This window comes from Pseudonocardia sp. 2-7 (genome assembly GCF_056341085.1).
Genome location: NZ_CP094507.1, coordinates 3,746,100 through 3,760,654 on the forward strand (window position 1 = coordinate 3,746,100; position 14,555 = coordinate 3,760,654).

Annotated in this window: 13 protein-coding genes; 4 read left to right on the forward strand and 9 right to left on the reverse strand. The window is 76.2% G+C overall.

Going from position 1 to position 14,555, the window contains the following annotated elements; translation table 11 throughout:
* Positions 1 to 6 precede the first annotated feature (6 nt).
* Genes cobA through MTO91_RS18040 form a run of 6 tightly spaced genes read right to left on the reverse strand, consistent with a single transcriptional unit; the run spans position 7 to position 7,538 of the window.
* Positions 7 to 1,227, reverse strand: a complete 1,221-nt coding sequence (cobA, locus tag MTO91_RS18015) for a uroporphyrinogen-III C-methyltransferase (protein ID WP_224402026.1) — start codon at positions 1,225 to 1,227, stop codon at positions 7 to 9.
* Positions 1,224 to 1,781 carry a cobalamin biosynthesis protein gene (locus MTO91_RS18020; protein ID WP_476652003.1) on the reverse strand — a complete coding sequence of 186 codons (558 nt, stop codon included), beginning with the start codon at positions 1,779 to 1,781 and terminating at the stop codon, positions 1,224 to 1,226. The genes cobA and MTO91_RS18020 overlap by 4 nt, the downstream gene beginning before the upstream one ends.
* Complete coding sequence (locus MTO91_RS18025) at positions 1,778 to 3,142, reverse strand: cobyrinate a,c-diamide synthase (RefSeq protein WP_476652004.1); 1,365 nt, start codon at positions 3,140 to 3,142, stop codon at positions 1,778 to 1,780. Before MTO91_RS18025 ends, MTO91_RS18020 begins: the two co-directional genes overlap by 4 nt.
* Positions 3,136 to 3,750: a cob(I)yrinic acid a,c-diamide adenosyltransferase gene (cobO, locus tag MTO91_RS18030; RefSeq protein WP_251785163.1), complete on the reverse strand. Its 615-nt coding sequence runs from the start codon at positions 3,748 to 3,750 to the stop codon at positions 3,136 to 3,138. Before cobO ends, MTO91_RS18025 begins: the two co-directional genes overlap by 7 nt.
* Positions 3,751 to 3,762: 12 nt before the next feature.
* Complete coding sequence (locus MTO91_RS18035) at positions 3,763 to 6,012, reverse strand: VWA domain-containing protein (RefSeq protein WP_476652005.1); 2,250 nt, start codon at positions 6,010 to 6,012, stop codon at positions 3,763 to 3,765.
* The gene (locus MTO91_RS18040) at positions 6,009 to 7,538 is read right to left on the reverse strand and encodes a cobyric acid synthase (protein ID WP_476654913.1); all 1,530 of its coding nucleotides are present in this window, start codon (positions 7,536 to 7,538) and stop codon (positions 6,009 to 6,011) included. The genes MTO91_RS18035 and MTO91_RS18040 overlap by 4 nt, the downstream gene beginning before the upstream one ends.
* A 58-nt stretch (positions 7,539 to 7,596) precedes the next feature.
* Between MTO91_RS18040 and MTO91_RS18045 the strand changes: the two genes are divergently transcribed.
* On the forward strand, positions 7,597 to 8,478 hold the full coding sequence (locus MTO91_RS18045; protein ID WP_476652006.1) for an SURF1 family cytochrome oxidase biogenesis protein: 882 nt from the start codon (positions 7,597 to 7,599) through the stop codon (positions 8,476 to 8,478).
* 442 nt (positions 8,479 to 8,920) lie between these two features.
* Here MTO91_RS18045 and MTO91_RS18050 read toward each other — a convergent pair whose 3' ends face one another.
* Entirely contained in the window at positions 8,921 to 9,883 is a 963-nt protein-coding gene (locus MTO91_RS18050; protein ID WP_405416294.1) for a cobalamin biosynthesis protein, read from the reverse strand.
* 59 nt (positions 9,884 to 9,942) lie between these two features.
* Between MTO91_RS18050 and MTO91_RS18055 the strand changes: the two genes are divergently transcribed.
* Entirely contained in the window at positions 9,943 to 10,575 is a 633-nt protein-coding gene (locus tag MTO91_RS18055) for a flavin reductase family protein (protein ID WP_208826306.1), read from the forward strand.
* A gap of 17 nt (positions 10,576 to 10,592) precedes the next feature.
* Here MTO91_RS18055 and MTO91_RS18060 read toward each other — a convergent pair whose 3' ends face one another.
* Entirely contained in the window at positions 10,593 to 12,290 is a 1,698-nt protein-coding gene (locus MTO91_RS18060) for an AMP-binding protein (RefSeq protein WP_476652008.1), read from the reverse strand.
* 217 nt (positions 12,291 to 12,507) lie between these two features.
* On the opposite strand from MTO91_RS18060, the gene MTO91_RS18065 reads away from it, so the two are divergent.
* Both MTO91_RS18065 and MTO91_RS18070 read left to right on the forward strand, forming a co-directional pair.
* Positions 12,508 to 13,164: a hypothetical protein gene (locus tag MTO91_RS18065; protein WP_476652009.1), complete on the forward strand. Its 657-nt coding sequence runs from the start codon at positions 12,508 to 12,510 to the stop codon at positions 13,162 to 13,164.
* A gap of 243 nt (positions 13,165 to 13,407) precedes the next feature.
* Positions 13,408 to 13,833, forward strand: a complete 426-nt coding sequence (locus MTO91_RS18070; RefSeq protein ID WP_062396127.1) for an SsgA family sporulation/cell division regulator — start codon at positions 13,408 to 13,410, stop codon at positions 13,831 to 13,833.
* A 77-nt stretch (positions 13,834 to 13,910) separates the two neighbouring features.
* Here MTO91_RS18070 and MTO91_RS18075 read toward each other — a convergent pair whose 3' ends face one another.
* Complete coding sequence (locus MTO91_RS18075; protein ID WP_174525494.1) at positions 13,911 to 14,450, reverse strand: DUF5709 domain-containing protein; 540 nt, start codon at positions 14,448 to 14,450, stop codon at positions 13,911 to 13,913.
* Between the last annotated feature and the right edge of the window lie 105 nt (positions 14,451 to 14,555).

Sequence of the window (14,555 nt, forward strand, 5' to 3'; positions counted from 1 at the left end):
CCGGGGTCACCCCCCGACGGGCGCCTGCAACCCCGCGACGGGCCCGATCACGACGATCGCCGGCGGGCTGATCTCCTGCTCGGCCGCGACCTGCTCGGCGGTCTCCAGCGTCGCGCGGACCGACCGCTCGATGCGGGTGGTGCCGTCCTGCACGATCAGCACCGGGGTGTCGGCCGGGCGGCCGTGGGTGATCAGTGCCTCGGCGAACTTCCCGAGCCGCTCCACGGCCATCATCAGCACGATGGTGCCGGTCATCCGGCCCAGCGCGGTCCAGTCGGTGAGGCTGCGCGGGTCACCCGGCGCGACGTGCCCGGACACGACGACGATCTCGTGCGCGACCCCGCGGTGGCTCACCGGCGTCCCGGCGACGGCCGGCGCGGCGAAGGCGCTGGTGATGCCCGGGACGACGGTCACCGGCACCCCGGCCGCGGCGCACGCCTGGACCTCCTCGAACCCGCGGCCGTAGACGAACGGGTCACCGCCCTTGAGACGGACCACGAACTTCCCGGCCCGGGCGTGGGAGATGAGCAGCTCGTTGATCCGCTCCTGGGCCATGGCGCGGCCGTAGGGGATCTTCGAGGCGTCGATGACCTCGACCTCGGGGGACAGCTCGTCGAGGATGTCGCGCGGGCCGAGCCGGTCGGCGACGACGACCTCGGCGCGGGACAGCAGCCGCCGTCCGCGCACGGTGATCAGCTCCGGGTCGCCCGGGCCGCCACCGACCAGCGCGACACCGGCCTGCGGGGGCTCGGCGGACTCGTCGACGACACCGGCGGCCAGCGCCTCGACCAGCGCGGTGCGCACGGCCGCGGACCGCCGGTGCGCGCCCCGGGCCAGCACGCCGACGGTGAGCCCGTCGTAGCCGCCGGTGGCGGGGGTGACCGCGGTGCCCTTGTCGCCGTCGTCGGCGCGGACGCAGAACACGCGGTCCCGCTCGGCCTCGGCGACGACGGCGGCGTTGGTCGCGGCCTCGTCGGTGGCCGCGATCGCGTACCAGGCGCCGGCGAGATCGCCGTCGGTCCAGCGGCGGGCCGTCCAGGTGATCTCCCCGGCCGAGGCCATGCCCTCGACCGCCGGGGTGACCTCGGGCGAGACGACCTCGACGACCGCTCCCGCGGCGATCAGGCGGGCGACACGCCGCTGGGCGACCTGTCCCCCACCGACGACGACGGCCCGGCGGCCGGCCAGGTCCAGCCCGACCAGGTACTGCTCGTGGTGCGCGTTCAACGACGTTCCTCTCCCGGACTCCGACGCCCGGCGGTGGCAGCGGTTCCCTGCGCGGGCCCCCCGCTCGACGGCGACGCCGGACGATAGCCGGGCCCGCATGTTTCGGAGGAGACCCCGGAGGGCAATCCCACATCCGCCGATCGGGCGGCCACGGCGACGGTGACGCCCTGACCAGCGGTCTTACCGACGACCAGGTGGGCCCCGTCGCCGGCGGCGAGCAGCGCGGCGGCCTCTGCGACGGACGGGGTCCCGACGGCCGCGGCCACCCGGGCATCCGGCCTCGGCACCGCGACCGCGGCCAGCGCGGCGGCCGCGAACCCGTGCGGCTCCCGCGGTGCGACGGCCGCCCGCAGCCCCGGTTCCGACACCCGCCGGTCCAGGGTGGCGACGACGGCGTCCCCGAGCTCCAGCCCGTGCGCGGCGGCCACCCGGTCCAGCAGCGCGCGCACCGCGGCCTCGGACGTGCCCGCCCGCAGCCCCACCCCGACGGTGACCACCGGCCGTGGAGCGGAGCGCTCGGCCCGCGGGGGCTCCGCTCCCCGGCCGGTGATCATGCGATCGCGGCCGGGGCGCCGGCGCGGGCCGCCGCGACGAACCGGGCGACGGCGCCGGGCACCCCGGCCGGGTGGGTGTGCAGGAACGACGCGTGCACCCGGGCGTCGACGTAGCCCTCCGGCTCGCCGCCGCGCCACGCCCAGGCCGGGGCGGCCCCGGCCCGCGGGGTGACCGCGCACCGGTGGAACTCGTGCGCCCCGGCCCGCTCACCCGCCGCGAACAGCGGCGACGCCGACACCGCGACCGCGTCGCGGTAGCCGAGGGTGAGCCGCGGTGTCATCCCCGCCGACGCGTCGAGGACCCCGCACATCGGCGTCCCGTCGAGGTCGCGGCACAGGTACAGCAGCCCGCCGCACTCGGCGTGCACCGGCGCCCCGGACGCGGCCAGCGCGGCGACCTGCGCCCGCAGCGGCGCGTTGTCCCCGAGCGCGCCGACGTGCTCCTCGGGGAAGCCGCCGGGCAGCACGAGCGCGGCCGTGCCCGCCGGGAGCGCGGGGTCGCGCAGCGGGTCGAAGGTCGTCACGTCGGCACCGGCCGCGGTGAGCAGCTCGGCGTGCTCGGCGTAGCCGAACCCGAAGGCCGGGCCCCCCGCGAGCGCGACCACCGGACGGCCCGGCACCGGGTCCGTCCCGAGCTCGGCCGTCGGGTCCCAGACGGGTCCGCCGGGCAGCGGGCGGGCGAGCGCGAGGACGGCGTCGAGGTCCACGTGCTCGGCGACGAGCGCGGCCATCGCGTCCACCGCGGCGGTCGCGGCGGAGCCGTGCTCGGCGGCGGTGACCAGGCCCAGGTGCCGCGAGGGCACCGCCAGCTCGGCGCGGCGCGGGACCGCGCCCAGCACCGGGAGCCCGACCTCCTCGGCCGCGGCCCGGCAGACCTGCGCGTGCCGGTCGGACCCGACCCGGTTCAGGATCACGCCCGCGACCTGCACGGAGTCATCGAACGAGCGGAAACCGTGGAGCAGCGCGGCCAGCGACCGGGACTGGCCCCGGACGTCGACGACCAGCACCACCGGCGCTCCCAGGGTCGCCGCGACCTGCGCGGTCGACCCGGCGCCGTCGGCGATGCGGCCGTCGAACAGCCCCATCACCCCCTCGACGACGGCGACATCGGCGTCGAGGGCCCCGTGCCGGGCCAGCGGGGCGAGCCGGTCGGCGCCCTGCAGGACGACGTCGAGGTTCCGGCCCGGGCGGCCCGCGGCGAGGGTGTGGTAGCCGGGATCGATGTAGTCCGGCCCGATCTTGAACGGTGCGACCCGGGTGCCGCGCCGCGACAGCGCGGCCATCAGCCCGGTCGCGACCGTGGTCTTCCCGCTCCCCGACGACGGCGCCGCGACGACCAGCGCGCGGGCCGTGCTCACCACTCGATCCCCCGCTGGCCCTTCTGTCCGGCGTCCATCGGGTGCTTGACCTTCGTGGTCTCCATGACCAGGTCGGCGGCGTCGACCAGGGCCTGCGGGGCGTCGCGGCCGGTGATGATGACGTGCTGCTGCCCGGGCCGGTTCGTGAGCACGTCGACGACCTCGTCGACGTCGATCCAGCCCCACTTGAGCGGGTAGGTGAACTCGTCGAGCACGTAGACGCGGTGCGCCTCGGTCCCGATCCGGCGGCGGATCTCGGCCCAGCCCTCGGCGGCGTCGGCGGCGTGGTCGGTCTCGGTGCCGGCCTTGCGCGACCAGGACCAGCCCGAGCCCATCTTGTGCCACTCGACGGGCCCGCCCTGCCCGGTCCGGGAGTGGACCTCGCCCAGGGCGCGGAAAGCCTCCTCCTCGCCGACCTTCCACTTCGCGGACTTCACGAACTGGAACACCCCGATCGACCAGCCCTGGTTCCAGCCGCGCAGCGCCATCCCGAATGCGGCGGTCGACTTCCCCTTCATCACCCCGGTGTGCACGACCAGCAGCGGCCGGTTGCGACGCTGGCGGGTGGTGAGCCCGTCGGTGGGCGTGACGGACACCTGTCCCTGCGGCACGGTGGTCTCCTCTCAGGCGGCGCGGGCGGACCGGGTCTCCCGGACCAGGTCGCCCACGCTGTCGGCGGTCAGCTCGTCGAGGGTCACCAGCTCGCCGCCCGCGGCGGCGGCGAGCGGCGCGGCGAGCCCGAGGCGGACGTGGCCCGCCTCGCAGTCGACGACGACGGTGTGCACCCCGTCCGCGGCCAGCAGCCCGGCGGCGCGGCGGGAGTCGGCGACGGCGTCCCCGCCGTCGCGGGCGGCGACGGTGGCCCGCCCGTCGGTGAGCAGCACGACCAGCGGGCGGCGCCGCGGGTCGCGGCGGCGCTCGGCGTCGAGCACGGCGCGGGCCTTGAGCAGGCCACCGGCCAGCGGGGTCCGCCCGCCGGTGCGCAGCCGGGACAGGCGCTGCTGGGCGGTCGGCACCGACGACGTCGGCGGCAGCGCCAGCTCCGCGGACCGGGCCCGGAAGGTGACCAGCCCGACCTTGTCCCGGCGCTGGTAGGCGTCGCGGAGCAGCCCCAGCACGGCCCCCGAGACGGCGGTCATCCGCGTGCGCGCGGCCATCGAGCCGGACGCGTCGACGACGAACAGCACCAGGTTCCCCTCGCGGCCCTCCCGCTCGGCGCGGCGCAGGTCGTCGCGGTGGACCAGCAGGCCCGGCCCGCGGCGCCCGCGCCCGGCCTGGTGCGGCGCGGCGGCGAGCACGGTCGCGGGCAGGTGCAGGTCCGCGGCACGGGTGGTCCCGGCCCCGGACGGACGGACGACGCGACCGGCGTCGGTGCGGGCCCGGGAGCGGCGGCCCGGCGCGCCCGCGCCCAGCCCGGGGACGGTGAACTTCCGGACCGTCGCCCGGTGCAGCCGCGCGGCGTCCCCGACGACGACGGCCCGGCCGTCCCCGCCGTCGCCACCGGCCGGGGCCTCGGCGGTCTCCGGGGCCCGGTCGTCGCCGGGCGTCGCCGGGTCGGTGGCGTCGTCCCCGCCGTCGGTGCCGCCGGTGCCGTCGGTGCCGTCGGTGCCGTCGGTGCCGGGAGCCTCGGCGCGCTCACCGGTGCCGGTCCCGCCGTCGCCGCGCGGGTCGCCGCCGGCGGGGGGCGTGTCCCCGGTCGGGTCGGCGTCGCCGGGCTCGTCGCCGGCGTCGGGGCCGTCCGGACCGTCCTGCGGCCCGGCCGGGTCGTCGGGGCCGGGGCCGCCGGGGTCCGGGTCGTCGTCGGGGTCCGGGTCGTCCTCGGGGCCCAGGTGGTCCTCGGCGTCGGCGAGGGCGCGGTCCAGCTCGGCCGGGTCCAGGCCGGGCTCGTCGAACGGGTCGCGACGACGGCGGTGCGGCAGCGCGAGCCGGGCGGCGACGCGCACGTCGTCGGCGGTCACCGCGTCGCGGCCCTCCCAGGCGGCGTGCGCGGCCGCGGCCCGGGTGATGACCAGGTCGGCGCGCATGCCGTCGACGTCGAACCGGGCGCACACGAACGCGATCCGCCGCAGCTCCCGGTCGCTCACCGCGACGGCGGCGACGTGGGCCTGCGCGGCGCGGAGCCGGGCCGCGGTGGCGGTCTCGTCCGGGGCGAAGCGGGCGACGAACCCGGCCGGGTCGTCCTCGAACGCCATCCGCCGCCGGGTCACCTCGACCCGGGTGTCGACGTCGCGGCTGGCCCGCACCTCCACGGTCAGCCCGAACCGGTCGAGCAGCTGCGGGCGCAGCTCGCCCTCCTCCGGGTTCATCGTGCCGACCAGCAGGAACCGGGCCGCGTGCGAGACGGACACGCCGTCGCGCTCGACGTGCGCGCGGCCCATCGCGGCGGCGTCGAGCAGCAGGTCGACGAGGTGGTCGTGCAGGAGGTTGACCTCGTCGACGTAGAGCACCCCGCGGTGGGCGTCGGCGAGCAGGCCGGGCTGGTAGGCGCGGCGGCCCTCGGACAGCGCCTTCTCCAGGTCGAGCGAGCCGACCAGGCGGTCCTCGGTCGCGCCGACGGGCAGCTCGACCAGCCGGGCCGGGCGAGGACCGCCCGCTGCGCCCGCCGGGTGCGGCCCGTCCGGGCAGGACGGGTCCGGTGCGGCGGGGTCGCAGCCGAACCGGCAGGCGTCGACGACCTCGTGCGAGGGCAGCAGCGCGGCCAGCGCGCGCACCGCCGTGGACTTCGCGGTGCCCTTCTCCCCGCGCACCAGGACACCACCGACACCCGGGTGCACGGCGTTGAGCAGCAGCGCCAGCCGCAGGTCGTCGTGGCCGACGACGGCGGAGAACGGGAAACGGGGAGGTCCGGCGGCGGGGGCGGTGCTCGTGCTCACGCGGGTGAGGCTGCCAGACCGGAGGTCAGCACCGGGAGGTCCGGCGGCGCACCGTGTCCGATCACATGTTCAAGTGACGACGTGTCGAGGTGGTGTTCGACCAGGTCGGCCAGCAGATCCACCTGCCGGGTGCGCTCGGCCGCGAACGACGTGTCCTGCGCCACCACGAACCCGGTCCGCCCTGCCTCGTCGGCGAGGCGGGTGAGCAGCAGCCGCCGGAAGCCGTCGTTCTCGGCGAGGCCGTGCCAGTGCGTGCCCAGGACGTTGCCGCGGTCGCTGCCCTCGTCCCCGATCAGGCCGGGGTCGCCGGAGCGCACGACACGGCCGTGGTGGATCTCGTAGCCGGTGACGGTCTCGCCCCACGCCGTCGCGGTGGGGGTGGCGAGGTGCTTGACCGGGTCGAACGCGATCTCGAGGTCCAGCAGCCCCAGCCCGTCGACGGTCGTACCGGGAGCGGCCTCGGCGCCGTCCGGGTCGGAGACCGTGTGCCCGAGCATCTGGTACCCGCCGCAGATCCCCAGCACCGGGCGCCCGGCCGCGGCGTGCGCGCGCACCGCGTCGGCCATCCCGGACGCGCGCAGCCAGGCCAGGTCCGACACGGTCGCCTTGGTCCCGGGCAGCACGACGACGTCGGTGTCGGCGATCCGCGACGGCTCGGTCACGTACCGCACGGCGACGCCCGGTTCGCAGGCCAGCGCCTCGGCGTCGGTGGCGTTGGAGATCCGCGGGAACCGGACGACGGCGACCCGCAGCCACTGCCCGCCGCGCGGCGGGGCCGGGCGTCCGAGCACCCCGTCGGCGACGGCCGAGAGCGAGTCCTCGGCTTCGAGCCAGAGGCCCTCGGCGAAGGGCAGCACGCCCAGCGTCGGCCGCCCGGTGAGCTCGCGCAGCCGGTCGAGGCCGGGGTCGAGCAGTCGGGGGTCCCCGCGGAACTTGTTGATCACGAAACCGGCGATCAACGCCTGGTCGGCCGGGTCGAGCACGGCGAGGGTGCCGAACAGGTGCGCGAGCACCCCGCCGCGGTCGATGTCGCCGACGACCAGCACCGGCAGGTCGTTGCGCCGGGCGAAGCCCATGTTGGCGAGGTCGGTGGCCCGCAGGTTGATCTCCGCGGGCGAGCCAGCTCCTTCGCAGACCACGACGTCGTGGCGGGCGCGCAGCCGGGCCAGGGAGTCGGCGACGACGTCGGACAGCGCCGCGGTGCGGTGCCGGTAGGACAGCGCCGACACCTGGCCGTCGGCGCGGCCGCGCACGACGACCTGCGAGGTCCGGTCCCCGCCGGGCTTGAGCAGCACCGGGTTCAGGTCGACCGAGGGGGCGATGCCGCTGGCGAAGGCCTGCATCGCCTGCGCGCGGCCGATCTCGCCGCCGTCCGGGGTGACGACCGAGTTGTTGCTCATGTTCTGCGCCTTGAACGGCGCCACCGAGACGCCGCGCCGGTGCAGCCACCGGCAGATGCCGGCGACGACGGCGCTCTTGCCCGCGTCCGACGTCGTCCCCGCGACGAGGACCGCTCCCTGAACCACCACGGCCGGAAGTATCGCCCCGGCGGGACCGCCCGCGGGCGCGGCTACCCTGGGCCGCGTGCGTTTCCTGCTGCGTCCCGGGTGGATCGCGTTCGTCGTCGCGGTGCTGGCCTTCGCCGTCGCCTGCTACACGCTGCTCGCGCCGTGGCAGTTCGACCGTGAGTCCGAGCGCTCCGCGCAGAGCCGGGCCATCGCCACCGCCGACGCGACGCCCGCCGTCGGATTCGACACGCTCGTCCCGCCCGGTACGGCGATCGGGGCCGACGACCAGTGGCGCCGGGTCACCCTGGCCGGCACCTTCGACCGTGCCGCGGAGACCCTGGTCCGCCTGCGGGTCGTCGACGGCGCGCCCGCCTTCGAGGTGCTGACGCCGCTGCGGCTCACCGACGGCCGGACCGTCGTGGTGAACCGGGGGTCGGTCCCGGCCGCGGACCGGGGCGCCGTGCCCGACTACGCCGCCGCGCCCGCCGGGCCGGTGACCGTCGAGGGCAGGCTGCGCCTGGACGAGACCGACCCGCAGGGCCGCCCCCCGCTGGTCGAGAACGGCACCCGCCAGGTCTACGTGTCGGACTCCCGCTCGGTCGCCGCCGCCACCGGCCTGACCCCGGTCGAGGGCGTCGTCGTGCTGGAGGCCGGCCAGCCCGGCGTGCTGGACCCGATCCCGGTCGCGCCGGTCGGGGGCGGAGCGCCGTTCAGCAACTTCTCCTACGCCCTGCAGTGGCTGACCTTCGGCGCCGTCGCCCTGGTCGCCCTGGTGCTGTTCATCCGGCTGGAACTGCTGCAGCGCAGCGGGAAGCGCGAGAAGGCGGGCAGCCTGCGGGACCAGCTCTCCGGCCGCGACGGCTTCGGCGACGAGCCCGTCCCCGCCGACCGTGCCGAGGACAGCGCCCCCGGCACCACCCGCGACGCCGCCGCCGGGTCCGGTCCGGGCTCGGGCTGATCCCGCACCGCGCCACACCCGTCGCGGGCCGCCGCCCTGCAGGGTGCGGTGCCGTGTCGGGGTGCCGTGCCGGGCTCCCCGGATGCTGCGCCGGGCTCCGCTCCCCGCGCCGGAGCACTGCGTCGCCGGACCCGCTCACCGAGGGCGCGGGTCCCCTCCGCCTGTTCGCCCCGGCCGAGTTCGCTCACCCGGTAAGCGAACTCACCCGTCCGACAGGGTGGCCCCGTCGGTCGTTTCCCGCCGGCCGTGCTCGGTCAGCGGTGCCCAGGGCCGCCACCCTCCGGGACGATCTCTCTCCCGACTCGCTCACCCGGTAAGCGAACTCCCGGCGATCCACCCTCGCCGACCGGGTAGGTATGGAGACCGGGGCGACGGATACGGCCACGTCGGTCGGAACCGGCACCGGGACCGGGCCGACGGGGGCAGGTACGGGGCGACCGGCTCAGCCGCGCCGCCGCCCCAGCACCGCCGCCGTCGCGACGGCGAGCAGCCCGGCCGCCCCGGCCACCAGCCGGGACAGCCGCGCGACGCGGTGCAGGTCGGCCACCCGGGGCGGGTGCCCGTCGCCGAGCGACGGGCGGTCCTCGGTGCCGTGGGCGTAGACCGTCGGCCCGCCCAGACGCAGCCCGAGCGCACCGGCGGCGCTCGCCTCGACCGGGCCGGCGTTCGGGCTGGGGTGCCCGGCGGCGTCGCGGCGCCAGGCCCGCAGCGCGCACGCGGGCGAGCCACCCACCAGCGGCGCGACGGCCACCGTGACCACCGCGGTGACCCGGGCCGGGGCCAGGTTGACCACGTCGTCGAGACGGGCCGAGGCCCACCCGAAGCGGGCGTGCCGGGCGGACCGGTAGCCGACCATCGCGTCGAGGGTGTTCACCGCGCGGTAGCCCAGCAGCCCCGGGATGCCGGCGAACGCACCCCACACCAGCGGCCCGACGACGGCGTCGGAGGTGTTCTCGGCCAGCGACTCGGCCCCGGCGCGGGCCATGCCGTCGGCGTCGAGCAGCTCCGGGTCGCGCGCGCACAGGTGCGGGATCCGGGCGCGGGCGGCGGCCAGGTCACCGGAGTCGAGCGACGCGGCCAGCGCGGCACCCTCCCCCACCAGCGAGGTCCCGCCGAGCACGGCCCAGGTGGCGACGGCGGTCAGCCCGGCCCGCACGACGGGCTCGGCCCGGGCCCCCGCACGCGTCGCGGCCGCCTCGGCGACCACCCCCGCCGCGACCACCGACCCGACCAGGATCGCGGTGTAGGCCACCCCGGGTGCGACGGCGTCGCGGTGCATCCGGCCCTCCAGCCGGGCGGCGAGCGTGCCGAAGCCGGCGACCGGGTGGCCCCGGCGCGGGTCGCCGAGCAGTGCGTCGGCGACGATCCCGGCGGCCAGTCCGGCCGCGCGGCCACGTGTTCCCATGGGCCGAACCTAGAGCGGCGCGCGCGCAGGGTGCGGGCAGGCCGGGCAGGATCATGGGCATGCGCACGGACCTCAAGCCGGACGAGATGGGCAGCGGCCCGTTCTACAAGCTGCTGACCAGCGTCGTCGTCCCCCGACCCATCGCCTGGGTCTCCACCCGCTCGGCCGACGGCGTCGACAACCTCGCCCCGCACTCGTTCTTCACGGTGTCCTGCGTGGACCCGCCCATGATCCAGTTCACGTCGGTCGGGAAGAAGGACTCACTGCGCAACGTGTCGGAGACCCGCGAGTTCGTCGTCTGCCTGGCGAACGAGCCGATGTTCGAGAAGATCAACGCGACCGGCACCGACTTCCCCGCCGAGATCAGCGAGTTCTCCTCGGTCGGGCTGACGGCCGAGGCGTCGTCGGTCGTGGCGCCGCCGCGGGTCGCCGAGTCACCGGTCGCCCTGGAGTGCGTGCTGCACGCGAACATCGAGCTCGGCAACTCGACCGTCGTCATCGGCCGGGTCGTGCACGCCGCGATCGAGGAGAGCGTGTTCGTCACCGACGAGCGCGGCAATTCCCTGCCCGACATCCACCGGCTCGCCCCGCTGGCCCGCCTGGGCCGCAACGAGTGGTCGCGGATGGGCGAGGTCCTCGAGATCACCCGCATCCCCTACCAGCAGTGGCCGGGTCACTTCGGCGACGGGTGACCCGGCCCCCGCCGGGTCTACAGGGTGTACTCGGTGGGCGGCGTCGCGGCCGGGTCGGCGTGGATCTCGCCCTCCCGGCCGCGCAGCTCGACCCGGCGGATCTTGCCGGAGATCGTCTTCGGCAGCTCGAAGAACTCGAGCCTGCGGATCCGCTTGTAGGGCGCGAGGTTGTCGTAGGCGAACCGCAGGATCGCCGTCGCCGTCTCCTCGGTCGGCTCGTGCCCCTTGGCGAGCACCACGTAGGCCTTCGGCACGGCGAGCCGGACCGGGTCCGGGGACGGCACGACCGCGGCCTCGGCGACCGCCGGGTGCTCGATCAGCACGCTCTCCAGCTCGAACGGGCTGATCCGGTAGTCGCTGGCCTTGAACACGTCGTCGGCCCGGCCGACGTAGGTGATGTAGCCCGACTCGTCGCGGGAGCCGACGTCGCCGGTGTGGTAGAACCCGCCGGCCATGGCCTCGGCGTTGCGCTCCGGGTCGTCGGCGTAGCCCACCATCAGCCCGGTCGGGCGGTGGTCGAGGTCCAGGCAGATCTCGCCCTCGTCGGCGACCTTCCCGGTGGCCGGGTCGACCAGTGCGACGACGAACCCGGGGATCGGCCTGCCCATCGAGCCCGGCTTGACCGGCTGCCCGGGCGGGTTGCCGATCTGCACCGAGGACTCGGTCTGGCCGAACCCGTCGCGGATGCGCAGGCCCCACGCCTTCTCGACCTGCTCGATGACCTCGGGGTTGAGCGGCTCCCCCGCCCCGACGACCTTGGTCGGCGGCGTCGCCAGCCCGGACAGGTCGGCCTGGATCAGCATCCGCCACACCGTCGGCGGGGCGCAGAAGCTGGTCACGCCGCAGGAGTCCAGGACCGACAGGACGGACTCGGCGTCGAACCGGGCGTAGTTCATGACGAGGACCGTCGCCTCGGCGATCCACGGCGCGAACACGTTCGACCAGGCGTGCTTGGCCCAGCCGGGCGAGGAGATGTTGAGGTGCACGTCGCCGGGCTCGAGGCCGATCCAGTACATCGTCGACAGGTGCCCGACCGGGTAGGACGTGTGCGTGTGCTCCACCAGCTTCGGCTTCGCCGTGGTGCCGGAGGTGAAGTACAGCAGCAGCGTGTCCGACGCCTTCGTGGCGCCGTCCGGGGTGAACTCGGCGGCGGCCGAGTAGGCCTCGCCGGTGTAGTCGCGCCAGCCCGCCACGGCGCCGCGGACGGCGATGCGGGTGTAGTCGCCGCCGACGTCGTCGAACTTGCCGGCGTCGTCCGCCCCGACGACGACGTGCGCGGCCCGCCCGCGGTCCACCCGGTCCTGCAGGTCGGCCGGGGTGAGCAGGGTGGTCGCGGGGATCACGACGGCGCCCAGCTTCATCGCCGCCAGCAGTGTCTCCCACAGCTCCAGCTGGTTGCCGAGCATCAGGATGATCCGGTCGCCCCGGGCGACGCCCTGCGCACGCAGCCAGTTCGCGACCCGGTTGGACCGCTCGGACAGCTCCGCCCACGTCCAGTGCGCCTGCGAGCCGTCCTGTTCGACGATCCACAGCGCCTTCCGCGCGCCCCGCTCGGGATCGGCGGCGACGACGTCGAAGTGGTCGAGCGCGAAGTTGAACTCCTCGAGCTCCGGCCAGCGGAAGTCGCGGTAGGCCGTGTCGTAGTCCTCGCGGTGGGTCAGCAGGAAGTCGCGGGCGGCGAGGAACTTCTCCGTCGCCGGGCTGCCGGTCGCCATGGGGTGCACCTCGGTGGGCTCGTGCGGGGGGCCCGTGCCCCGGGCCCGTCGTGCGGGGCCGCCCGTGCGGCCGTACCGCGACCCTAGTCACTCCACCGGCGCCCCGGCAGTGCGCGACGGCCGCCGCCGGCCGGGCACCGACCGTGCGGTGCCGATCACGCGATGGTGGCGGCGAGGTCGGCCCGCCCGGGCGGGCCGGTGATCGTAAGGTGCCCGCGTGACCGTGCCGAACCTGCCGAAGGTGCCGACCCCCGACGTGTCGGTGTCCCGCCTGCGGGTGGGCCGGTACGGGCCGCGGCTGCTGCTGCGCGGCGTGCTGGTGGGGCTGGCGCTGCTGGTCCTCGTGCTGCTGCTGGCCGGCTGCGGCAACGGCGAGATCCCCGCGGCGTGGCGCACCCCGTCGCCGGTCCCGACGACGGCGCCGACCGCCACCCCGACTCCGACCCCGACGCCCACGCCGACGACGACCCCCGCGCCGAGCCGCACCGCCGACCCGTCCCGCACGACGGCCGCTCCCGCACCCGGGCGCGGCGGCACCGACGGCGGCGGCACCGGGACGGGCCGCACCGGCGCCCCGGGGGCGGCCGCGGCGGCGTCGCCGATGTGGCCCGCGGGCGACGCGGCGACCGCGAAGCGGATGCAGCAGCAGTCCGACGCCGGCGGCGACCCGTGGCTGCTCGACCCGGAGGAGGTCACGATCTCCTACGTCGGCAGCGAGCTCGGCTACCGGAACCCGACCGTCACCCGCCTCGGCAACGGCGTGTACGCCGCCACCGACGGCCGGTCGGCGCAGCGCTCGACGATCCGGCTCACCCAGCCGGTCCGCTCCGGCACCGGCGGGATCTGGGTGGTCGACCGCGTCGACCGCGGCTGACGGGACGGTCGGCCCGCACCGGCACCCAGCGTCACCGGGTCTCGTACCGGACGGCGTCCCTCGCCGGAACCCGGCCTCGCGTTACACCCTTTGCGCGCCTTGGGTACCGTGAGGTGAATGACAGTTGGCGCGAACGGGTGAAAACCGGCGCCGGGTGCAGCGTCCGGGCCCGTTCCGACGATGTTCCGTGTGAGGCCGTCGCGGTACCGCGGCGGTCGGGGGGTCCAGGAGAGGCGGAGCACGATGGCCAGCGAGTCGGTCCAGCAGGACGTCTTCACCGTGTTGCACGGGCAGGCGTCGCCGATCGTGAGCCGCTGGGCGTACCGCGCCTCGGACCCGTTCGCGATCTCGTTCTCGGTGCGCCGGTCCTCCGACCGCTGGATCGAGTGGCTCGTCGCCCGCGACCTCGTGATCGAGGGCCTGACCACGCCCACCGGCATCGGTGACATCCGGATGGCGCCCCGGCGCATCGACGGTTACGACGTCGTCGAGCTGGAGATCCGCTCCGACGGCGGGTCCGCCGTCCTGGAGGTCGACCGCGACCTGCTGGCCCAGTTCGTCGACTCGACGCTGGAGATCGTCGACCTCGGCGAGGAGCACGACCACCTCGACCTCGACGGCGCCATCGCCCGGCTGACCGGCAGCGCGGCGGGCCCCACCACCCCCTGAGCGCACGCTCCCACCCACGACGAGGGCCCCGGACCGCACGACGCGGTACCGGGGCCCTCGTGTGTGCCGGGTGCCGCTCAGCTGTTCTGCTCGGCCCACTCGGGGTCGGTCGAGGCGTCCCACTCGGCGTCGGCCGCCGCCTCGTCGGCGTGGTCGGCGTCGCGCGCGAGCTGGTCGCTGACCTCCGGATCCCCGACCGGGGACTCGTCGACCACCGGCACGATGCCCTCGTCGACGTCGTGCACGGCGGCCTCCTCGGCACTGGCCGCGCCGCCGTCGATGCCCACGTCGGTCCCGGCGCCGTCGACCGCCGGGTCGCCCGCCGCGGAGTCGGCGGCGGCGGTCAACCGGCCGGAGCGGCCCGGGTCGCCCTCGGGCAGCTCGTCGGGCAGCTCCCGGGCCAGTCGCGCCTCGTGCGACTCGCCCTCCTCCTGCCCCGCCGCGGTCACCGCGTTGTCCTCGACGCCGTAGGGACGGTCCGGCGGGACGTAGCCGGAGTCCAGCGGGTCGGTGTCCGACGGACCGGTCAGCGCCTCGTCGGTGTCCAGCTGCATCGCCGACGCCATGTCCGGCGCCTCCGGCTGGAACTCGTTCTCGTCACCTGAAGCGGATGCCATCGGTCGCGGGTCTCCTCGGTGTGGCCGTGTGTCGGGCGGTGTGCGGTATCGACCGTGCGTACCCCGCGTCGCGCCGCGCCATGCGCCGGCGCCCGGACGCTACGG

Excerpts from the sequence above, each read along its gene's own strand:
- MTO91_RS18060 (WP_476652008.1), bottom strand. The coding sequence starts at position 12,290 with ATGGCGACCGGCAGCCCGGCGACGGAGAAGTTCCTCGCCGCCCGCGAC.
- MTO91_RS18075 (WP_174525494.1), bottom strand. The coding sequence starts at position 14,450 with ATGGCATCCGCTTCAGGTGACGAGAACGAGTTCCAGCCGGAGGCGCCG.
- MTO91_RS18050 (WP_405416294.1), bottom strand. The coding sequence starts at position 9,883 with ATGGGAACACGTGGCCGCGCGGCCGGACTGGCCGCCGGGATCGTCGCC.
- MTO91_RS18020 (WP_476652003.1), bottom strand. The coding sequence starts at position 1,781 with ATGATCACCGGCCGGGGAGCGGAGCCCCCGCGGGCCGAGCGCTCCGCT.
- MTO91_RS18070 (WP_062396127.1), top strand. The coding sequence starts at position 13,408 with ATGGCCAGCGAGTCGGTCCAGCAGGACGTCTTCACCGTGTTGCACGGG.
- MTO91_RS18055 (WP_208826306.1), top strand. The coding sequence starts at position 9,943 with ATGCGCACGGACCTCAAGCCGGACGAGATGGGCAGCGGCCCGTTCTAC.